This is a genomic window from Azospirillum brasilense (genome assembly GCF_022023855.1).
Lineage (GTDB): Bacteria > Pseudomonadota > Alphaproteobacteria > Azospirillales > Azospirillaceae > Azospirillum > Azospirillum brasilense_F.
In genome coordinates this window covers 732,644-753,426 of record NZ_CP059452.1, presented here as the reverse complement: position 1 = coordinate 753,426, position 20,783 = coordinate 732,644, and the positions used below count along the sequence as shown (strand labels likewise).

The following is a 20,783-nucleotide window of genomic DNA, read 5'->3' as shown; positions in this document are numbered from 1 at the left end:
CATCCCGTCCTGCTTCCCGATGCCTTTGCCTGTCGGTCGGGGTCTGGCAGCGGAAGGATTCGCCGCGCGCCCCTGTTCCAATACTCTTTATGGCAAAAAGCGGCCCAGGTCTTCCATTGCGAACGTCAGAGACGGCGACGGCGGGCATTAGACGTCTAATTTTTAACCCATCTCATCCCGCCAGATGGCCCAGCGGCAGGGCCGTGCGGTAGCGCACCTGCTTCAGCGCGAAGCTGGAGCGGATGTTGGCGACCCCGGAAATCCGCGTCAGATGCTCCTTGAGGAAACGCTCGTAGCTGGCGAGGTCGGGAACCACCACGCGCAACAGGTAATCCGCGTCGCCGGTCATCAGATAGCATTCCATAACCTCCGGCAGGGCCATCACCGCGGCCTCGAAGGCGTCGATCCGCTCCTCCACCTGCCGTTCCAGGCTGACGCTGACGAAGACGTTCACCGGCAGATCGACCGCGGCGGGATCGACCAGCGCGACGTGGCGGGTGATGACGCCCGCCTCCTCCAGCGCCTTGACCCGGCGCAAGCAGGGTGACGGCGACAGGCCGACGCGCTCCGCCAGCTCGTTGTTGGGCATCCGCCCGTCCTGCTGGAGCAGGGCCAGGATCTTCCGGTCGATGCGATCGAGTTTGATTTTTGGCATTTCATGCTGCTATCAGCCATTCTACGCAATCCAATGCTAAACCAGCGGCGTTTCCGGCGCCACTTTGCAAACTCCTGCCGCGGCACAAATGATAGGCTCTACCGATCATCGACCGCCGCTCCGTCAAGAGGGGAACAGACATGGACGCGACCGTTCCGAACCACGCCGACCTCGCCTGCCTGCGCGAGCTGGAGCGCAAGGTTCTCTGGCTCGCGTCCTGGACGATCCACAACGCCAACCATGTCCGCCCCAACCAGGACGGGTTAAAGATCGGCGGGCATCAGGCGTCCTCGGCCTCGCTGGCGACGATCATGACGGCGCTCTATTTCCAGGCCCTGCGCCCGGAGGACCGGGTGGCGGTGAAGCCGCACGCCAGCCCGATCTTCCACGCCATCCAGTATCTGCTGGGCAACCAGACGCGCGGGAATCTGGAGAATTTCCGCGGCTTCAAGGGCGCCCAGTCCTACCCGTCGCGGACCAAGGACGTGGACGACGTGGACTTCTCCACCGGCTCGGTCGGGCTGGGGGTGGCGCAGACGCTCTTCGCCTCGCTGGTGCAGGACTATGTGAAGGCCAAGGGCTGGGCAAAGGACCTGCCCGAGGGGCGCATGGTGTCGCTGGTCGGCGACGCCGAGATGGATGAGGGCAACATCTTCGAAGCCCTTCAGGAAGGCTGGAAGCACGGTCTGCGCAACACCTGGTGGATCGTCGACTACAACCGCCAGAGCCTGGACGCGGTGATCCGCGAAGGTTTGTGGGAGCGGCTGGAGAACATCTTCCGCGCCTTCGGCTGGGACGTGGTGATCCTGAAATACGGCGCGCTGATGCAGGCGGCCTTCCAGGAGGAGGGCGGTCAGCGCCTGCGCGACTGGATCGACCGGTGCCCAAACCAACTCTATTCCGCACTGACCTACCAGGGCGGGGCGGCGTGGCGGAAGCGGCTGCTCGACGACCTGGGCGACCAAGGGCCGGTAACCCGCCTGATCGAGCGCCGCAACGACGAGGAGTTGGCCCTTCTGATGGGCAATCTCGGCGGCCACGACCTGCCCTCGCTGCTCGACGCCTTCGCCCGGGCGCGCACGCACGACCGGCCGGTCTGCTTCATCGCCTACACCATCAAGGGCGCCGGGCTGCCGCTGGCCGGGCACAAGGACAACCATTCCGGTCTGATGACCCCGGCGCAGATGGAGGCGTTCCGCGCCGCCAACGCCATCCGTCCGGGCCACGAGTGGGACCGCTTCGAGGGGCTGGGCCGGCCGGCGGCGGAGTTGGACGCCTTCCTGAAGCGGGTGCCCTTCGCGGCCAAAGGGCGGCGGCGCCATGGTGCGGCGGCGGTCCCGGTGCCCACGGCTCTGGCGGCCCCGGCGCAGAAGGCGCTATCGACCCAGGCGGCCTTCGGCCTGATCCTGAACGAACTGGGGCGCGAGAAGACGGAGTTGGCGGAGCGCATCGTGACGACCGCGCCGGACGTGACGGTGTCCACCAACCTCGGCGCCTGGGTGAACCGCCGCGGCCTATTCGCCAAGAGCGCGCTGGCCGACCTGTTCAAGAAGGAGCGCATCCCGTCCACCTACACCTGGGACTTCTCCCCCGACGGCCAGCATTTCGAGCTGGGCATCGCCGAGTCCAACCTGTTCATCCTGCTGTCGGCGCTGGGCCTGTCGCATTCGCTGTTCGGGGAGCGGCTGCTGCCCATCGGCACCGTCTACGACCCCTTCGTGATGCGGGCGGCGGACCAGATGAACTACGCCTGCTATCAGGACGCGCGGTTCCTGCTGGTGGCCACGCCGTCCGGAGTGACGCTGGCCCCGGAGGGCGGGGCGCACCAGTCCATCGCCACGCCGCTGGTCGGCATGGCCCAGGACGGGCTGGCTTGTTTCGAGCCGGCCTTCGCCGACGAGCTGGCCGTCACCATGCGCTGGGCCTTCGACTACATGCAGCGGGAGGGTGAAGGCGAGCCGGACGAGCGGAACTGGCTGCGCGACGAGACCGGCGGTTCGGTCTATTTGCGCCTGTCCTCGCGCGTGCTGGAGCAGCCGGTCCGGACGATGGACGAGGAGCTGGAGAGCGGCATCGTCCAAGGCGCCTACTGGCTGCGCCGCCCCGGCCCGAACGCCCAGGTGGTCGTCGCCTACAGCGGCGTGGTGGCGCCGGAGGCCATCGAGGCGGTGGGCATGCTCGGCGAGGACCGCCGCGACGTCGGGCTGCTGGCCGTCACCTCCGCCGACCGTCTGCACGCCGGCTGGAGCGCGGCGCAACGAGCGCGCGAGCGCGGCAAGCCCCACGCGCGCTCCCATGTCGAACGCCTGCTGGAAGGCGTGCCGTCCCATTGCGCGCTGGTGACGGTGCAGGACGGGCATCCGGCGGGGCTGGGCTGGTTGGGCTCGGTCCTTGGTCACCGCACGCGGGCGCTGGGGGTGGAGCATTTCGGCCAGACCGGAACCATCGCCGACCTCTACCGCCATCACGGCATCGACGCCCAGGCCATCGTCCGTGCGGCGGAGGCCCTGTCTCCCGGCCGCCCGGTCCGCCATCTGAAAGCGGTGTAGCGCGGGAGGCATCCACGGCGCGGGCCGGCTGTGACGGCGTTCCAAGGCGGAGGTTCGCATTCCCGCTTGGCCGGTCCCGCTTTCGGTGAGCCGCCCCCTTTCGCACGCGAGCGCGGCGGCTGTCCGGAGACGGGTGTTATGGTCGGCGGTCTTTTCGGTCGATTTGACGGATCATCCATAGGTGGACAAGGCTGCACGCTCCAAAGAATGCCACTCCAAGAAGCATTGTAAGCCTGTCCCAGATTCCTCCCTTACCAACGAACGTGACAAACGCGCAGACCAACGTCATCAGAACGCTGAGAACGAACAACACCCACAGAGTGCGCTTTCCGATGCCCCGGGCGGATATCAGCCACGATTCCACCAGAGACATTCGTTCCTTTGATACGCGGTGGGTCCGCACGGGCATGTAGTGGGAGGCATATTGCGCCACCACCACCCCGCACAATGCGGGCATCTTTACCCAGAAGGACAATCTTGCTGAGAACAAAACCGCATACATTGCCACGGAAGCAATAAAGGCAAATTTTATTATGGTTCTCAATCTCCTCTCTTCGGCTTCTTCTGATAAAATGCGGCCGCGACCGAATATCCCAAATGGATAATAGATCCGCTGTCCGGTAACGCCCGTCTTGAAATACGAATCGGCAAAGCTGTCAAAAAAATCCACCGAAAGCCTCCGCGCATCGCACTGAATGCTCTTAAAAGTCGCATATACTTAATCAGCTATCAAGAATTTGGCGATAGGAGATTTGACAAAATTCCTTCTCGTCGATGGCCGCAGCAGGAATTGCCCCATTTGGTTTGAGCGGGCGTCGATCCGCGGCACGGACCGGCGTTGTTCAACCCGTTCCCCCTCCCCAAGCGCAGCGTGACGCCACGCCCCTTGGATCACCACATAAGGATCACACCCACATCGGTCACAGCGCGAGGCGAGGTCGGGATGAGCTGGTCGATCCCCATCGGCACCGTGAAGGGCACGGTGATCCGCATCCACATCACCTTCTTCCTGTTCCTTCTGTGGATCGGCGCCGCCTACCACGCGCAGGGCGGCTGGCCGGCGGCGCTGGAGGGGGTGGTCTTCCTCTCGCTGCTGTTCCTCTGCGTCCTGCTGCACGAGTTCGGGCACGTCTTCGCCGCCCGGCGCTACGGCGTGCGCACGCCGGACATCACCCTGCTGCCCATCGGCGGGGTGGCCCGGCTGGAACGCCTGCCGGAGAAGCCCTCGCAGGAGCTGGTGGTCGCTCTGGCCGGGCCGGCGGTCAATCTGGTGATCGCGGCCTTGCTCTACGCCGCGCTCGGCGGCTTCGTGCCGGCGGAGGCGGCGGAGGTGCGGAACGCCGGCATCGACGTGCTGTCCCGATTGGCCGTGGTGAACCTGTTCCTGGCGCTGTTCAACCTGATCCCGGCCTTCCCCATGGACGGCGGGCGTGTGTTGCGGGCGGTGCTGGCGAGCCGCATGGGCTATGTGCGCGGCACCCAGGTGGCGGCCTCGGTCGGGCAGGCGGTGGCCATCGGGCTGGGGCTGCTCGGGCTGTTCGGCAACCCGATGCTGCTGTTCATCGCGCTGTTCGTCTATCTCGGCGCCTCGTCGGAGGCGCACGCGGTGCAGATGCGCGAGATCACCCATGGCGTGGTCGTGTCGGACGCCATGGTCACCCGCTTCGAGACGCTGCCGCCCTCCGGCGTGCTGGAGGACGCGGTGCAGTGCCTGATCCGGACGACCCAGCACGAGTTTCCCGTGGTGGATGGGGCTGGCAAGCTGCGCGGCGTGCTGACCCGCGACGACCTGATCCGCGCCCTGCGCGACCGCGGCCCGGACACGCCGGTGCTGGAGGTGATGCGCCCCGATATCCCGGTGATCCACCAGCACGGCAAGCTGGAGGAGGCGCTGCGCCTGATGCAGGAGAAGAGCCTGCCCGCCGTCGGCGTCGATGACGGAAGCGGCCGGCTGGTCGGTCTGGTGACGCCCGAAAATGTGGGGGAGATGATGATGGTTCAGGCCGCCAAACACGCCCTGCGCCGCTGACGCCCTCCCCCTTCCGTTGCGGCGCCTCTCCCTTCGGGAACAAGCAGCGTCCGGGGTCATTGTGCTAGGACAGCGGATGCCCCCACACCGGAAGGGAGGATGACATGGCAATGCGCTCCACGCGCCGGGCGGCGCTGGCTCTGGCCGGATTCGCCGGGATGACCGCGGCCATGGCGGGGCGGAAGGCCGCGGCGGACCAGCCCGGCGTTCACCGCGTCGCCATCCAGGTCAGCAGCAACGACCCGGCGCTGATGAACATGGCGCTGAACAACGTCAAGAACATCATCGAATATTACAAGAACATCGGTGAGACGGTGGAGGTCGAGCTGGTCACCTTCGGCCCCGGCCTGCACATGCTGCGCGCCGACCGTTCGCCCGTGAAGGACCGGCTGGCGTCGCTGAAGGGCAGCCTGCCGACCCTGACCTACTCCGCCTGCGAGAACACCCGCAACGGCATGATCCGCGTCGAGCAGGGCGAGGTCCCCATGGTGCCGGAAGCCAAGCTGGTGCCCTCCGGGGTCGTCCGCTTGATGCAGCTTCAGGAAGAGGGCTGGTCCTACATCCGCCCGTGACCGGGCCGTTCTACTCCGCCGCGATGTCCTTCAGCAGCGCCGCGGTCACCGGCCCCACCCTTCCGGCGCCGATGGCCTGCCCGTCGACGCGCAGCAGCGGGCGCAGACCCAGGCTGTTGGTCAGGAAGGCTTCCTCAGCCCCCAGCAGGTCGGCGACGGAAAGCGGCGCCTCCCCGGCATCGCCCCGCTCCAGGATCAGCGCGCGGCGGATCCCCGGCAGGGCGCCCTCGGCGACCGGCGGGGTCAGCAGGCGCCCATCCCGGACGATGAACAGGTTCGCCACGCTGGACTCGGCCAGACGGCCCGCGCTGTTGAGCAGGAGCGCCTCTCCCGCGCCGCGCGTCGCCGCCTCTTGCCGGGCGAGGATGGAATCCAGGTAATTCAGCGACTTCACCCGCGACAGCGGCGAATGCTCATTGCGCCGGGTGATGCGGGCGATAACCGCCTCCACTGGGCCGGTGGGCGGCGGAGCGGGCGCTAGGGTTATCAGAAGAGTCGGCGTAGCGTCCGCCGGCGGCAGCACGCCGCGCGCTCCGGTGCCCCGCGTCAGCGTGATCCGCAGCACGCCCTCCACGCGGCCCTGCGCCGCGATCAGCGCTGCGGCCGCGGTCGTCAGCGTTGCCGCGCCTTGGGGGAGCGGCAGGCCAAGCAGCGCCGCGCTGTCCGCCAGCCGGGCGAGATGCCGGTCGAGATGGTGGGCGGTGCCGCCGGCCACCCGGATCGTCTCGAACAGCCCGTCGCCCAGCGTGAAGCCACGGTCCGCCGGGTCGATCCGCGCCTCTTCCGCCGGCAGCAGGCGGCCGTTCAGCCAGACGGCGTTCATGCCTGGGTTCATGCCCGCTCCTCCCCCAGCGCGCGGAGTTGGGCGCGGATCTTGACCATCATCTCCTCATGCTCGTCCGCCGGGTCGGAATCGGCGACGATGCCGCCGCCGGCTTGGGCGAACACCGTATCCGGCGTGACCGACAGGGTGCGGATGACGATGCTGCTGTCCATCGCGCCGTCGAAGCCGAGCCAGGCGACCGAGCCGCAGTAGGCACCGCGCCGCGCCACCTCCAACTCGTCGATGATCTGCATGGCGCGGATCTTGGGCGCCCCGGTGATCGAGCCGCCGGGCAGCGCCGCCCGCAGCAGGTCCACCGCCCCCAGGCCGGGCCGCAGCCGCGCCGTGACGACCGAGACGAGGTGATGCACGCTGGCGAAGCTCTCCAGCCCGTAGAGCGTCGGCACCCGGACGCTGCCCACCCGCGACACCCGACCGAGGTCGTTGCGTAGCAGGTCGGTGATCATCAGGTTTTCCGCCCGGTCCTTGACGCTGGCCACCAGCTCCGCGGCGGCGGCGGCATCCGCGGCAGGATCGGCGTAGCGCGGACGGGTGCCCTTGATCGGGCGCGTCTCAACCTCCCCGGCGGCGCTGAGGCGGATGAAGCGCTCCGGCGAGGCGCTGGCGATGCGCAGGCGCGGGCCGCAATCGAGATAGGCGGCGAAGGGCGCCGGGCTGATCGCGCGCAGCCGCCGGTACAGCGCGTAGCTGTCCAGCCCGTCGCGCCGCTCGGCCAGGAAGCGCTGCGTGAAGTTGGCCTGATAGATGTCGCCGGCCCGGATGTACTCCAGCACCCGCTCCACCCGCGCCAGATAATCGTCCCGCTCCAGTTCGCTCCGCCAGGGGGCGGCCGGGACGGGGCCGAGGGGGGATGCTCCGCCGCCCTCCAGCCGAGCGGCCAGGGCGCGGGCGCGGCCCTCGGCCTCCGGGCGGGCGGCGATCACCCAGGCGCGGCGCTCCGCATGATCGAATGCGGCCACCGCATCGTAGAAGCCGAAGGCCATCTCCGGCTGGCCGCCGGGGTTGGCATGGCGCGAGCGGATGCGCTCCAGCCGCAGACCCGCCTCGTAGCCGATGAAGCCGACCGCCCCGCCGCAGAAGGGCGCCGGTTTCGGCGGTCCCTCGGGCGGCCCCTCGGGTCGGGCGTGGCGCGCCAGTTCCTCCGCCAGCACGGCGAAGGGGTCGCCGTCCACCGGCTGGCCATCAAGATGCGCCCGCCCGTCCAGCGACTCCAGGGTGCGGACGGGCTCCGCGGCGATGTAGCTGTAGCGGCCATGGGCCGGGTGCGCGGCGGCGCTGTCGAGCAGCATCGACCAAGGCTGTCCGGACAGGGCGCGGAAGGCCTCCGCCGGATCGGCGCATGACAAGGGGATCGCCAGCATGGCGGTGCTGCTTCCTGTAAGACCGGCCTTCACATGAGAATGGTGGCGCCGCCGTCCACCACCAACACATGCCCATTGACGTAGGACGCGGCGGGCGAGGCCAGGAACACCGCGGCCCCGGCGATTTCCTCCGGGCGGCCCCAGCGGCCGATCGGGGTGCGTCCCTCGAAGTAGGCGGACAGGGCCGGGTTGCCGGTGATGCCGGCGTTGGTCTCCGTCGCGAAGAAGCCGGGAGCGATGGCGTTGCTGGTCAGGCCTTTTGCGCCGTACTCGGCGGCGAGCGCCCGCACCATGCCGGCGAGCCCGGCCTTGGCGGCGGCGTAGACCGCGTCGTTGGCGCGGGCGATCTGCCCGGAGATGGAGGTCACCGTGATCAGCCGTCCGAAGCCCTGGGGCAGCATCAGCCGCGCCGCCTCCCGCGCCAGGATCAGGCCGGCAGCCAGATCGACGTTCAGCAATTCGCCGATCTCCTCGTCCGCGAAGTCGGTCAGCGGCTTGCGGTTGCGCTGCCCGACATTCTGGACCAGCACGTCCAGCCGCCCGTGGTCGCGGGCGATCCGCGCGAAGGCGTCCCGCACCGAGTCCCGGTCGGCCACGTCGAAGGCCAGCACGGAGACCCGCCCACCCGCCGCGGCGATGGCCTCGGCCTGCGGTTCCAGCCGCGCGGCGTCGCGCCCGTTCAGCAGCACATGGGCGCCGGACCCGGCCATGGCGCGGGCGATTTCCAGACCCAACCCACGCCCGGACCCGGTGACCAGCGCCACCCGGCCTTCCAGCGAGAACTGCGACAGATAAGGGAGATGCGGGGCGGTCATGGTCACCGATGCGGAGAGCGTGGACGGTCTTGCAGGTTTAGCAGATGCTCCGCCGGATGGCACCCCGTTCGGCGTCAGACTTCGGGGTAACTGGATATGAAGTTCCCTCTCCCCTCTGGGGAGAGGGTTATAAAGGCCAAATGCGATAGCCCTGCATCAGACTTCAGGCACGGGGAAGCAGTTCCACAGTTTCCGCGATGGTCCAGCCGTCCGCCCGCACCAGCCGCCCGAGGCGCCCATACAGCGTGGCGCCGGGGGACACCCGCCCTTCCACGGCCCAGACCTCGGCGCCGGGAGCGGTCAGCAGGCCCAGCACCTCCACCGAGAAGGCGACGCCGTTGCGAGTCAGCAGACGCCCGAAGGGCTCCGTCCCCTCGCGAAGCTGCTCCGCGAAGGCCGCGGGGAAGCCGTCGAGCGCGATGCGGATGCTCGCCAGCTCCACCGGCCGCGCGTCCGGCCCGACGGTCAGCACGATGTCGCGCAGCAGCGCCGCCCCTCCCGGCTCCGCCCGCTGGCGCAGCACCCGCACGCCCACCGGCTCACCCCACCGCTCCGACAGGACGGCGGTCATGCCGCGGTCGTGGTCGAGCAGCGCCCGATAGGCGGCGGGGACAGCGACGGCGGGCAGCGTGGACAGCGCCCGCGCCCCATCCCCCCATCCCGCCGTCAGCGTCCGCGCGCGCGCCAGGACGGAACCGGAATCGTTCGCGGAGGAACAGCCGGCGGCGGAGACGGACGAAAAGGAGGGCTTCATTCGGAATTGCGGTTCTGCGGGAGGATGTGGGCGGAAAGGACTTGGCCGCTCCCGGCGGGGCAGCGGCCACGGGCGGCATTCTAGGAACAGCGCCCCGCCGACCGCAATGCCGAAGGCGCACATCGCAGGGTCGTGCCGTCCGCTTGCCCTCACGACGATAAGGGGTATTGGCCGCGACCCCGCCCCGCGCCGCCGGCCTCTTGCGCTTGACATGCGCTGCATTAGATCACGCTCATGAAGATGCCCGTCCTGGAGGGGAGCCGCGCCATGTCCGACCTTCTGCATGTTGCCTGCCCGAGCTGCGACACCCTGAACCGCCTGCCGCGCACACGCCTCGACCAGCGGGGGGCCGGGAAATGCGGCCGTTGCGGGCAGCCGTTGTTCCAGGGCAAGCCGATCGCGCTCACCGCCGCCCGCTTCACCGCCCAGGCGGAGCGCAGCGACCTGCCGCTGCTCATCGACTTCTGGGCGGAGTGGTGCGGGCCCTGCGATGATGGCGCCGGTCTTCGAGCAGGCCGCCGGACAGCTGGAACCCCATGTCCGCCTCGCCAAGGTGGACACCGAGGCGGCGCCCGATCTGGCCGCCCGCTTCGGTGTGCGCAGCATCCCGACCCTCGTGCTGGTCCATCACGGACGCGAGATGGCCCGCACCGCCGGGGCGATGCCGCTGCCCGCCCTGCTCGGCTGGGTGCGGCAGGCGATGGCAGCCGTCTGAGCGCTACTCCGCTTCCAGAAGCAGCCGAGTCAGGTCGGAGACGGAGGCGACCTCCAGCTTGTCCATGACGTTGTGGCGGTGCACCTCCACCGTCTTCAGGCTGAGGTTGATCTCTGCCGCGATGACCTTGTTCGGCTTGCCCTGCACCACCAGATCGGCAACCTGCCGCTCCCGTGGGGTCAGACGGCCCAGCAGGGCGCGGACATGGGCCTTGCGCGCCTGCGCCTCCCACGCCCGACGGGACGTCTCCAACGCCTCATGCACCCGGTCGAGGAGGAGCTGGTCGTTGAAGGGCTTCTCGATGAAGTCCACCGCCCCGGCGCGGAAGGCGCGGGCGGCCATCGGCACGTCGCCGTGGCCGGTGATGACCACCACGGCCAGGACGGAGCCGGCGCGGGCCAGCGTGTCCTGCAACTCCAGCCCGCTCATCCCCGGCATCCGCACATCGGTGACGAGACAGCCGGGCCGGTCGGCGCGGACGGCGCGCAAGAACTCCTCGCCGGAGCCGAAGGGCTCCACCGCCACGCCCAGCGAGCCGATCAGCCAGCCCAGCGAATGGCGCATCGCCGGATCGTCGTCCACCACGTAAACGGTGCGGGCCGCGTCAGCCTGCATCGACCTTCTCCTCCGCTGCGGGCAGGACGAAGCGCACCACGGTGCCCCCGCCCGGATGGTCGGTGGCCCAGAGATGGCCGCCATGGCTTTCCACGATGGTCCGGCAGATCGACAGGCCCAGCCCCATGCCGCCGGGCTTGGTGGTGAAGAAGGGATCGAACAGCCGCGCCCGCGCGTCCTCCGACAGCCCATGCCCGCGGTCGGCCACGGCGATCTCCACCCGCCGCTGCGCGTCCAGGCCGGTGCGCACGGTGACGCCCCGTCCCTCCCCTACCCCATCATCCATGGCGTCCAGGGCGTTCTTGACGAGGTTCAGGACGACCTGCTCGATCTGCACCCGGTCGGCCAGGACCGGCGGCAGGGCGGGGGCCAGGTCACGGGTGACCGGGATGTTGCCGCTGCGCGCCCGCCCCTCGCAAAGCTGCAGCGCCGCCTCCACCGCGCCGTTGACGTCGGCCGGCTCCAGCTGGACGGCGCGCTTGCGCACGAAGTCGCGGATGCGGGCGATGATCTGCCCGGCGCGGTCGGCCTGGGCGGCGATGGCGCGGGACGCCTCGGCGAACTCCGCGGCGCTGCCCACCCCGGCCTCCAGCCGCCGCGTGCAGCCGCGCGCGTAGTTGGCGATGGCGCCCAGCGGCTGGTTCAGCTCGTGCGCAATGTTGCTGGCCATCTCGCCGAGGATGGAGAGGCGGGCGACATGGTCCATCTCCTTCTGCCGCTCGCGGGCAGTGTCCTCGGCGCGGCGGCGTTCGGCCATCTCGCGGCGCAGCTCGCGGTTGGCCGCGCGCAGTTCCGCCGTGCGCACCTTGATGAGATGCTCGACCCGCAGCGAATGGACCGCCCACCACAGCAGGGCAAGCCCCGCCAGCGCCAGCCAGTGCCAATGCTCCCGCGCAAGGTCGAGCAGGGTGACGTCGCGCAGATGCTCATAGGGGCCGATGCGCAGGCTGCGGAACAGGCCGTGGACGGGCTGGTAGTCCATCGGCACCGTCCATCCCTCGTAGCCGCCGGCCAGCGCCGCCGGATGGCCGTCGGGCATCTGGAACAGAGCGACCACCACCGCCTTGGCCAGATCCTCCGGCGTTTTGGCCAGCCGGGCGAGCGGCCAGTCGGGATAGAGTCCGGTGGACAGGGCGCAGCCGAATCCCGGCTCCGTCCGGGCGCCGACGACCTGGAAACCCGCACGGTCGAGGTGGCCTTCCTGGGCCAGCTCCTCCAGCACGCAGGCGCGCAGAACGCCGGCGTCCACCTCGCCGTCGCGGACAGCGAAGGCGACGCGGTCCACCGGGAAGCCGGAAAAGCGCAGTTCCTTCAGGTCGCCGTAGGGGTCGATCCCGGCCGTCAGCATCGCCCCCCAGGCGACCTGGAAGCCGCCGAAGGCATCGGGGTCCACCGCCATTACGGTCTTGCCCTTGAGGTCGGCGAGGCTGCGGATGTCGTCGCGCCCGGCGCGGACGATCAAAGCCGAGCCCACCGCCGCCCCCGACGCGCCGGAGCGGGAAGAGTGGAGCGTGGCGATGCGGGTGACGCCGTGGCGGGCCTCCAGCTCCACGTAATTGCCGGTGTTGGTCAGCACGAAATCGACGCCGCCGGCGGCCACCGCCGCGTCCATGCCCGGCAGGTCGAGCGGCACCATCTCCGCCCCGCGCTGTGGAAAGCGCTCCGCCAAGTAGCGAACGGTCGGCTCCCACACCGCGTTTGCGTGGTCGCCGCCACGGTAGGCCAGCACGCCGACGCGGATCGGCGGCTCCGCCGCCCCGGCCGGGGCCACCGCGGCGAGCATCGCGGCCAGCGCGAGCGTCAGGCGGACCGGTCGGAGCGTGGGGAGCATGGCTTCCTTCGGACGGGGCCGGTGAACGGGAAAAGGCGCGGGGAAGGCAGCTTCCCACGCGCCGCATACACCCGTGCCCGGCCACTTTCAATCCGTATGGCTCCTTACCCGTCCAGCGTGGCCGGCGCGTCCGGCTGCACGCGCGTCAGGCCCAGCAGTTTCAGCGCGTAGCGTTCATAGACCGGCTCACCGATGCCCTTGCGCACCTTGCGCAGGAAGTAGCGCTCGAAACCGACCTTGGCGAGATGGACCCAGCGCCCGTGCGACGACCAGTTGACGTTGCGCGGCGGGATCTGCGGCATGGCGACGAAGGCGACGCCGCTGTCCCCGAAATCGGCGAGGCAGAGCGCGTTCCAGGTCGCCTCCTCCGTCGGTTCCCTGCCGTCCAGGATGGCGCGGATGTTGTGGGCGGCGGCGGTCACCATGGTCTCGATCATGTAGCCGGTCTTCGGAACGCCGACCGGGACGGGGGTCTTCTCCACCGGCGGGATGGCGATGCAGACGCCGACGCCGAAGACGTTGCGGAAGGTCGGGTTGCGCTGGTGGCGGTCGGTCAGCACGAAGCCGCGCGGGTTCACCAGCCCCTCCACACCGCGCAACGGGGCGATGCCGCGGAAGGCGGGGAGCATCATGGTCAGGCGGCTGCTCACCATGTGCCGCGCCTTGTCCTTGCCGTCCGCGTCGACCTCCGTGACGTGGACCGTGTCGGGCTCGAAGCGGTCGACGCGGGCGTTGGCGATCCATTGGATGTGGCGCTCGCGCAGCGCCGATTCCAGAAGTCCCTTGGTGTCGCCCACCCCGCCCAGCCCGAGATGCCCGATGTAGGGTTCCGACGTGACGAAGGTCATCGGCACCCTGTGGCGGATTTTGCGGCGGCGCAGGTCGGCGTCGGCGATCATCGCGAACTCGTAGGCCGGGCCGAAGCAGGACGCCCCCTGAACCGCCCCGACGACCAGCGGGCCGGGGTTGCGGCAGAACGCCTCCCACCGCTCGGCCGCCGCCTCCGCGTGGTCGACGTGGCAGATCGAGACGGTGTTGGCCTGCGGCCCGAAGCCCTCGATCTCGTCGAAGGCCAGTTCGGGGCCGGTGGCGATGACGAGCTGGTCGTAGCCGAGGCTGGTCCCGTCGCCGAGATCCAGCGCGTTGTCCTGCGGCCGCAGCGCGCGACAGCCGGAATGGTTGAAGGCGATGCCCTTGCGGGCGAAGGGCTCGGCCAGCGCGACGGTGATGTCGCGGCGCTTGCGCCAGCCGACCGCCACCCAGGGGTTGGACGGCACGAACTGGAACTGGCTGCTGTTCGACACGACGGTGATCCGGTCGCCGGGCCGCGTCCGATCCTTCAGCTCGTAGGCCATCGGTATGCCGCCGATGCCCGCCCCGAGTACGACGATGTGGGCCATATCCGTTTCCTCTCCAGAAGATCCGGGTCTGTTGGGCTGCCCGGTTGTGTGTTTCGATCGAACGCTCCCCCTGCCCGGTCCGCGCCTACTCGAAGGCCATGCCGGGGCGCAGCCCGATCCGCTTCAGGACGATCGCCAGCGGGCAGAAGCCGGTGAAGGCCGCCTGGAGCAGGTTGGCACCGACGAAGGCGGTCAGCCACAGCCACCCCGGCCCGTGAAGCTGGGACAGGGCGAGGCTCAGCAGGATCATGGTCCCGGCGAAGGCCATGACGATGCGGTCGATGCTCATGAGGCGGTCTCCTCCGTGCCGGTTCGGGATGGCGGTCGCGTGATTTCATTCGTTGACACTAATTTAGCAATGTCTAAAATAAGGAGTCAAGACACCCTGAGACTCGTTCCTCCCGTTCGAAGTGGCCCGCCATGCCCCGCTCTCCCCGTCCGCGCCCACCCACCCGCAAGCCGCTGTTCGCCGCCCTTCTGCTGGCGGCTCTCCTGCCTGTGTCCGCGACGGCGGCCGAGCCCGGCACCCTGACCGTGCAGCCGCGCCCGGTGGAGGATTTGAAGGCCGTCTTCGCCACGGTGGAGAGCGTGCGCGAGACGCTGGCCCGCACCCGCATCGGCGGCACCGTGGCCGACCTGAAGGCGACGGAGGGCGACAAGGTGACCGTCGGACAGGTTATCGCCACCGTTCACGACCCCAAGCTGCCGCTCCAGCTCGCAGCACTCGACGCGCGCATCCGGGCGCTGACGGCGCAGCAGCATCAGGCGGAGCTGGAGCTGGGCCGCGCCCGCCAGCTCCGCTCCAGCGGCACCGGCACGCAGCAGCGGCTGGACGACGCGCAGGCCGCGCTGGACGTCGCCCGCGCCCAGATCGCCGCCATGGAGGCCGAACGCTCCGTCGTCGACCAACAGGCACGGGAGGGAGAGGTGCTGGCCCCCGCCGCCGGGCGCATCCTTCAGGTCAAGGTGATCGACGGCGCCGTGGTGATGCCGGGCGAGCCGGTCGCCAGCATCGCCACCGACACCTACATCCTGCGGCTGCGCCTGCCGGAGCGGCACGCCCGCTTCCTGAAGGAGGGCGACCCGGTGCTGGTCGGCCAGCGTGGGCTGGCGCCGGTGGCCCTCGCCGAGCCCGGCGCCACGGCGCTGGTGCGCGGCGCCGTCCGGCAGGTCTATCCGGAGATGGCCGGCGGGCAGGTGATCGCCGACGCCACGGTCAGCGGCCTCGGCGACTTCTTCGTCGGCGAGCGGGTGCGGGTCTACGTCGCCACGGGCACGCGCGACGCGGTGGTGATCCCGCCGGACTGGCTGCTGCGCCGCTTCGGCACCGATTTCGTCCGGCTGGCCGACGGGAGCGAGGTCCCGGTCCAGGCGGGTGGCGAGATTCCCACGGTCGGCGACCGGCCCGGGGGGCTGGAGATCCTGTCCGGCCTGAAGCCCGGCGACGTCATCGTCCGCCCGGCGGGCTCGTGAGGGGGGCGCCATGAGACTCGGCCTTTCCGGGGTGCTGACGCGGACCTTCATCCGCTCCCCCCTGACCCCGCTGCTGCTGCTCGTCTCGCTGGCGGTCGGCGCCATCGCCCTGATGTCCCTCCCGCGCGAGGAGGAGCCGCAGATCAGCGTCCCCATGGTCGACATCCTCGTCCAGGCGGACGGGCTGAAGGCCGGCGACGCGGTGGAGCTGGTCACCCGGCCGCTGGAGGAGATCGTCAAGGGCATCGACGGGGTCGAGCACACCTACAGCCAGACCATGGACGACCGCGTGGTGGTCACCGCGCGCTTCCTCGTCGGCACCCCGTCCGACGACGCCATCCTGCGCGTGCACGAGCGGGTGCGGGCCAGCATGGACCGCATCCCGCTGGGCATCCCGGAGCCGCTGATCGTCGGGCGCGGCATCAACGACGTCGCCATCCTGACGCTGACCCTGTCGCCCCGGGCGGAGGCCGCCGGGCGATGGACCGTCAACGCCCTGCACGGGGTGGCCGACGACCTGCTGGGCCAACTCACCCAGATCGAGGATGTGGGGCGCAGCGTCATCGTCGGCGGCCAGCCCGACCAGATCCGGGTGGAGCCCGACCCGGAACGGCTGGCGCTCTACGGCGTCACGCTGAACCAGCTGGTGGACAAGGTGAAGAACGCCAACCGCTCCTTCATCGCCGGGTCGCTGCGCAGCGCGGGCGGCAGCCTGCCGGTGGTCGCCGGCCAGACGCTCCAGGGAACGGCGGACATCGGGCTGCTTCTGGTCACCACCCGCGACGGGCGGCCCGTCTACGTCAAGGACGTGGCCGACGTGGTTGCGGGGGCGCGCCCCGGCGAGAGCGGCGCCTGGCATCTGGTGCCGGACGGCACGGGCGGGCTGGTCCGCACCCCCGCCGTCACCATCGCCATCGCCAAGCGCGCCGGGGCCAACGCCGTCACCATCGCCGACCGCGTGCTGGAGCGCGTCAAGGCCATCCAGGCGGAGGGGCTGCCCAGGGACCTGACGCTGACCGTCACCCGCAACTACGGCGAGACGGCCGACGAGAAGGTCAACGAGCTGCTGTTCCATCTGGCGCTCGCCACCGTCACCATCGTCGGGCTGATCGTGCTCGCCATCGGCTGGCGCGAGGGGCTGGTGACCCTGGTGGTCATCCCGACGACGATCCTGCTGACCCTGTTCGCGTCCTGGCTGATGGGCTACACCGTCAACCGGGTCAGCCTGTTCGCCCTGATCTTCTCCATCGGCATCCTGGTCGACGACGCCATCGTCGTGGTGGAGAACATCGACCGCCACTGGTCGATGCGCGACGGGCGGAGCAAGGTCCAGGCCGCCGTCGAGGCGGTGGCGGAGGTCGGCAACCCGACCATCGTCGCCACCCTGACGGTCATCGCCGCGCTCTTGCCGATGATGTTCGTGTCCGGCCTGATGGGGCCCTACATGAGCCCGATCCCGGCCAACGCTTCCGCCGCCATGGTCTTCAGCTTCTTCGTCGCCATGGTGCTGACGCCCTGGCTGATGGTAACGCTGCGTCCGGGGGAGTCTCCGGCGGGTGGGCACGGCGAGCAGGACGGCGGGCGGCTGGGGAGCCTCTACCGCGCCGCCGCGCGCCCGATCGTGCGCAGCAAGCGCCGCGCCTGGATCTTCCTGCTGGTGGTCGGGGTGGCGATGCTCGCCTCGACGGGGCTGTTCTACACCAAGGACGTGGCGGTGAAGCTGCTGCCCTTCGACAACAAGTCGGAGCTTCAGGTGGTGCTCGACCTGCCGCGCGGCGCTGCGCCCGAGGACACGGAGCGCGCGCTGCTCGCCGCCGCCCAAGCCATCGCCGACCTGCCGGAGCTGGCCAGCGTCCAGGCCTACGCCGGGACCGCGTCCCCCTTCAACTTCAACGGTCTGGTCCGGCACTACTACCTGCGCGACCAGCCCGAGCAGGGCGACCTCCAGGTCAACCTCGCCCCCAAGAGCGAGCGGAGCCGCAGCAGCCACGCGGTCGCGCTCGACATCCGGGCGCGGCTGTCGGGCCTGCCCCTGCCCGCCGGGACCGTCCTGAAGGTGGTCGAGGTGCCGCCCGGCCCGCCCGTGCTGTCCACCCTGCTGATGGAGGTCTACGGCCCCGACGCCGAGACCCGGCGCAAGGCGGCGCTGGCGGTGGAGGACGCCTTCCGCGGCGTGGACTTCATCGTCGATGTGGAGAACAGCATCCGCCCGACCGGCGACCGGCTGCGCTTCGCCCTGGACCGCGAGAGCCTGGAGTTCCACGGCGTGGAGGAGCAGGCCGTCTACGACACGCTGCGGGCGCTGACCGGCGGGGTGCCGGTCGGCTACTCGCACCGCGGGGCGGGGCGCACGCCCATCGAGATCGCCGTGCAGATGCCGCGCTCCGGCCTGTTCCTGTCCGAGCGCCTGCTCGCCACCCCGGTTCCGGGGGCGCGCGGCACGGTGGAACTGGGCGATCTGGTGACGATGACCCGCGAACCGGCCTCCCACACGCTGTTCCGCCACAACGGGCGCTTCGCGGAGATGGTCATGGCCGATCTGGCCGGGCGCTTCGAGGCGCCGGTCTACGGCATGCTGGCGGTGCAGGAACGGCTGAAAACCGTCGATTGGGCCGCCGCCGGGCTGGCCGCGGCGCCGGAGATCCGCCTGCACGGCCAGCCCGACGACCAGAGCCGCCCGGTGCTGCTGTGGGATGGCGAGTGGGAGATCACCTACGTCACCTTCCGCGACATGGGGGCGGCCTTCGGGGTGGCGATCCTCGGCATCTACCTGCTGGTCGTCGCGCAGTTCGGCAGCTTCAAGCTGCCGCTGGTCATCCTGGTGCCGGTGCCGCTGACGCTGATCGGTATCGTGCTGGGCCATTGGCTGTTCGGAGCGGCCTTCACCGCCACCTCGATGATCGGCTTCATCGCGTTGGCCGGAATCATCGTGCGCAATTCCATCCTGCTGGTGGACTTCATCCGCCATCTGAGGGAGCACGGGACGCCGCTGCGCGAGGCGGTGCTGGAGGCTGGGGCCATCCGCTTCAAGCCGATCCTGCTGACCGCCGTCGCCGCGATGATCGGCGCCGCCTTCATCCTGACCGACCCGATCTTCCAGGGGCTGGCGATCTCGCTGCTGTTCGGGCTGTTCAGCTCGACCCTCCTGACGGTGCTGGTGATCCCGGCGATCTACATCGTCCTGCGCGGGGATGCCGCCGACCATCGTGAACCTTCCAACATCCAGGGATTACCATGCTCAAGACCCTACTCTCCTTCCTCGGCCTCAACCGGAGCGCAAACGCCATGAGCGACCGGATCAAGACCGTCGACGCAGCCACCGTCATGGGCTGGCTGAAGGACGGCTCGGCGGTGATCGTCGATGTCCGCGAGCCGCATGAGCACCGCGCCGTCCGCATCCCCGGCGCCACGCTGGTGCCGCTGTCGCGGTTCGACCCGGCCCGCGTGCCGGACGCGACGGGCAAGCATCTGGTCTTCCATTGCCAGAGCGGTCGCCGCTGCGGCCCGGCGTCGGCCCAGATGGCGGCCAGCGGATTTGCCGGGGACATCCACCGGCTGAACGGCGGCATGGCCGCCTGGATGGCCGCCTCCGGGCCGGTCGAGCGCTGAGGGGCGGGCCTCAGGGCATCGGGTCTGCGTCGGCCACGCAGCGCGCGCCGACGCAGAACTGGCGGTACAGCTCCAGCAGGATCGGGCGCACCCGGTCCGACCCGATGCGGTAGTGGATCGACGTGCCGTCCCGCCGGGTGGCGACCAGCCCCTCGTCCCGCAGCTTGGCAAGGTGCTGGGACAGGTTCGACTGCGACAGGCCGAGCCGCCGCGCGAGGTCGCCCACCGGCATCTCTCCGTCCAGCAGGCTGCACAGAATCATCAGCCGGTGGCGGCTGGCGATGGAGCGCAGGAAGGCTTCCGCCTCGGCGGCCCGCTCTTCCAGCTCGGCGGGGTCAAGCGGCGGCTCGATGGATGGCATGGGCCACGTCCAACCTTTAAATGAGATTTCTCTAATTTATAGGCTGCCCCCCGCCGATCAAGCGGATTGTGACCGGCCTTCCTGAACCGCCGTTGAACGCCCCGTTCAGGCGAGGCTCAGACGCGCCTTGTCATGATCACTCCTGTTCGGGCGGACCTCCCGCCCCTTGCGATGGAGACAGGATCATGCACCGTTCCACCACCCTCCCTGTTCTGGCCGCGGCCTTCGCCGCCCTTCTGCTGTCCGGCTCCGCCGACGCGGGCGAGCGGGACCGCGCGGTTCAGCCCTCCTCACCGCAGCCGGTCGCCGACGCGCTGCGGACCGGTGGCGGCACCGTCTCCGGAACGGTCGCCGCGGTGGGCGCGAATTGGATGACCATCCAGGATGACAGCGCACGGACCGATGTCACGGTGCGCGGCTTCCTGCCGGCGGGAATCGAGCCGGGCGCCCCCATCACCATCACCGGGCGTGTCCGCAAGGGCGGGCTGATGGCCAGCGAGATCATCCTCGCCGATGGCTCCCTGCACCGGCCGCCCCGCGACCACGACGACGATTGACTGCGGAAAGCGTCCCGCCCCGGGATTAAAAGGCCTTCCCGAAACGAAAACGGAGCAGGAATTCGGGAAATCCAGTCCACGGGGTGGAGACGTGACGTTCAGCCTGCGCGATCAACTGTCGAATCAACTGCGCTCCCTGCGCCGCTACGCCCTCGCGCTGGCGCGCAACCGCGACGATGCGGAGGATCTCGTGCAGGAGACGTTGGTGCGCGCCATTTCCGGCTCCCGGACTTTCCGGCCGAACGGCGACCTGCGTTCCTGGCTGTTCGGCATCCTGCACAACGTCCACGTCAACGGGGTGCGGCGGGAGCAGGTGCGGGCGCGCGGCGCCTCGACCATCGAGGCGATGACCCACGGGCAGATGCCGCCCAACCAGCCGGACCATGTCGAGTTGATGCGGACCATCGAGGCCTTCGCCACCCTTCCCGACGAGCAGCGCCGCGTCCTCACCCTCGTCGCCGTGGAGGGGATGAGCTACCAGGAGGCCGCCCGTCAGCTGGACATCCCGCTCGGCACGCTGATGTCGCGTCTGGCCCGCGGACGGGAGGCGCTGCGTGTGGAGATGGGCCACCGGGAGATGGGCCACCGGGAGATGGGACAGCGCGACCGCGCCCAGACCGCGCTGCGGGCGGTGAGGTGAGCC

The 20,783-nt window shown here is 69.8% G+C and carries 19 protein-coding genes and 1 pseudogene; 9 read left to right on the top strand and 11 right to left on the bottom strand.

All coding sequences use genetic code 11. The features are described 5' to 3' along the window. Positions 1-172 precede the first annotated feature (172 nt). Entirely contained in the window at positions 173-655 is a 483-nt protein-coding gene (locus H1Q64_RS29765) for an Lrp/AsnC family transcriptional regulator (protein WP_237907470.1), read from the bottom strand. A 140-nt stretch (positions 656-795) separates the two neighbouring features. Between H1Q64_RS29765 and H1Q64_RS29760 the strand changes: the two genes are divergently transcribed. Further along, the gene (locus tag H1Q64_RS29760) at positions 796-3,204 is read left to right on the top strand and encodes a transketolase (RefSeq protein ID WP_237907469.1); all 2,409 of its coding nucleotides are present in this window, start codon (positions 796-798) and stop codon (positions 3,202-3,204) included. 136 nt (positions 3,205-3,340) lie between these two features. Here H1Q64_RS29760 and H1Q64_RS29755 read toward each other — a convergent pair whose 3' ends face one another. Continuing rightward, entirely contained in the window at positions 3,341-3,874 is a 534-nt protein-coding gene (locus tag H1Q64_RS29755) for a hypothetical protein (RefSeq protein ID WP_237907468.1), read from the bottom strand. 273 nt (positions 3,875-4,147) lie between these two features. On the opposite strand from H1Q64_RS29755, the gene H1Q64_RS29750 reads away from it, so the two are divergent. Continuing rightward, positions 4,148-5,233: a site-2 protease family protein gene (locus tag H1Q64_RS29750; protein WP_237907467.1), complete on the top strand. Its 1,086-nt coding sequence runs from the start codon at positions 4,148-4,150 to the stop codon at positions 5,231-5,233. 104 nt (positions 5,234-5,337) lie between these two features. Continuing rightward, on the top strand, positions 5,338-5,805 hold the full coding sequence (locus H1Q64_RS29745; protein ID WP_237907466.1) for a hypothetical protein: 468 nt from the start codon (positions 5,338-5,340) through the stop codon (positions 5,803-5,805). A 10-nt stretch (positions 5,806-5,815) separates the two neighbouring features. On the opposite strand, the gene H1Q64_RS29740 is transcribed toward H1Q64_RS29745, so the two are convergent. The 4 genes from H1Q64_RS29740 to H1Q64_RS29725 form a co-directional block, all read right to left on the bottom strand. Continuing rightward, on the bottom strand, positions 5,816-6,640 hold the full coding sequence (locus H1Q64_RS29740) for an aminotransferase class IV (RefSeq protein WP_237907465.1): 825 nt from the start codon (positions 6,638-6,640) through the stop codon (positions 5,816-5,818). Next, positions 6,637-8,010: an aminodeoxychorismate synthase component I gene (gene pabB / locus H1Q64_RS29735; RefSeq protein WP_237907464.1), complete on the bottom strand. Its 1,374-nt coding sequence runs from the start codon at positions 8,008-8,010 to the stop codon at positions 6,637-6,639. The genes H1Q64_RS29740 and pabB overlap by 4 nt, the downstream gene beginning before the upstream one ends. Positions 8,011-8,039: 29 nt before the next feature. Then, positions 8,040-8,825, bottom strand: a complete 786-nt coding sequence (locus H1Q64_RS29730; RefSeq protein ID WP_237907463.1) for an SDR family oxidoreductase — start codon at positions 8,823-8,825, stop codon at positions 8,040-8,042. A 163-nt stretch (positions 8,826-8,988) separates the two neighbouring features. Further along, entirely contained in the window at positions 8,989-9,579 is a 591-nt protein-coding gene (locus H1Q64_RS29725) for a hypothetical protein (protein ID WP_237907462.1), read from the bottom strand. 267 nt (positions 9,580-9,846) lie between these two features. Between H1Q64_RS29725 and trxC the strand changes: the two are divergent. Further along, a pseudogene (gene trxC, locus H1Q64_RS29720) lies at positions 9,847-10,294 on the top strand (thioredoxin TrxC). Positions 10,295-10,297: 3 nt separating this feature from the next. Here the strand turns inward: trxC and H1Q64_RS29715 are convergent. From H1Q64_RS29715 to H1Q64_RS29700, 4 genes are all read right to left on the bottom strand, one after another. Beyond that, positions 10,298-10,909: a response regulator transcription factor gene (locus H1Q64_RS29715; RefSeq protein ID WP_237907461.1), complete on the bottom strand. Its 612-nt coding sequence runs from the start codon at positions 10,907-10,909 to the stop codon at positions 10,298-10,300. After that, complete coding sequence (locus tag H1Q64_RS29710) at positions 10,899-12,740, bottom strand: sensor histidine kinase (RefSeq protein WP_237907460.1); 1,842 nt, start codon at positions 12,738-12,740, stop codon at positions 10,899-10,901. Before H1Q64_RS29710 ends, H1Q64_RS29715 begins: the two co-directional genes overlap by 11 nt. A gap of 104 nt (positions 12,741-12,844) precedes the next feature. Then, positions 12,845-14,140, bottom strand: a complete 1,296-nt coding sequence (locus H1Q64_RS29705; protein ID WP_237907459.1) for an NAD(P)/FAD-dependent oxidoreductase — start codon at positions 14,138-14,140, stop codon at positions 12,845-12,847. Between the two features lie 85 nt (positions 14,141-14,225). After that, positions 14,226-14,429, bottom strand: a complete 204-nt coding sequence (locus tag H1Q64_RS29700; protein ID WP_174441400.1) for a YgaP family membrane protein — start codon at positions 14,427-14,429, stop codon at positions 14,226-14,228. A 131-nt stretch (positions 14,430-14,560) separates the two neighbouring features. On the opposite strand from H1Q64_RS29700, the gene H1Q64_RS29695 reads away from it, so the two are divergent. Genes H1Q64_RS29695 through H1Q64_RS29685 form a run of 3 tightly spaced genes read left to right on the top strand, consistent with a single transcriptional unit; the run spans position 14,561 to position 19,222 of the window. After that, positions 14,561-15,613 carry an efflux RND transporter periplasmic adaptor subunit gene (locus H1Q64_RS29695; protein ID WP_237907458.1) on the top strand — a complete coding sequence of 351 codons (1,053 nt, stop codon included), beginning with the start codon at positions 14,561-14,563 and terminating at the stop codon, positions 15,611-15,613. A gap of 10 nt (positions 15,614-15,623) precedes the next feature. Then, positions 15,624-18,902, top strand: coding sequence for an efflux RND transporter permease subunit (locus tag H1Q64_RS29690; protein WP_237907457.1), 3,279 nt, complete (start codon positions 15,624-15,626; stop codon positions 18,900-18,902). Continuing rightward, positions 18,899-19,222 (top strand): rhodanese-like domain-containing protein, encoded by a 324-nt coding sequence (locus H1Q64_RS29685; protein ID WP_237907456.1) that lies wholly within the window; start codon positions 18,899-18,901, stop codon positions 19,220-19,222. Before H1Q64_RS29690 ends, H1Q64_RS29685 begins: the two co-directional genes overlap by 4 nt. Positions 19,223-19,232: 10 nt before the next feature. Here the strand turns inward: H1Q64_RS29685 and H1Q64_RS29680 are convergent, their stop codons facing one another. Then, positions 19,233-19,583, bottom strand: a complete 351-nt coding sequence (locus H1Q64_RS29680) for an ArsR/SmtB family transcription factor (RefSeq protein ID WP_237907455.1) — start codon at positions 19,581-19,583, stop codon at positions 19,233-19,235. A 185-nt stretch (positions 19,584-19,768) separates the two neighbouring features. Here H1Q64_RS29680 and H1Q64_RS29675 point away from each other — a divergent pair, with 185 nt between their 5' ends. Both H1Q64_RS29675 and H1Q64_RS29670 read left to right on the top strand, forming a co-directional pair. Next, positions 19,769-20,140: a hypothetical protein gene (locus tag H1Q64_RS29675; protein ID WP_237907454.1), complete on the top strand. Its 372-nt coding sequence runs from the start codon at positions 19,769-19,771 to the stop codon at positions 20,138-20,140. Between the two features lie 91 nt (positions 20,141-20,231). Next, positions 20,232-20,780, top strand: coding sequence for a sigma-70 family RNA polymerase sigma factor (locus H1Q64_RS29670; RefSeq protein ID WP_237907453.1), 549 nt, complete (start codon positions 20,232-20,234; stop codon positions 20,778-20,780). The last annotated feature ends 3 nt before the right edge of the window (positions 20,781-20,783 follow it).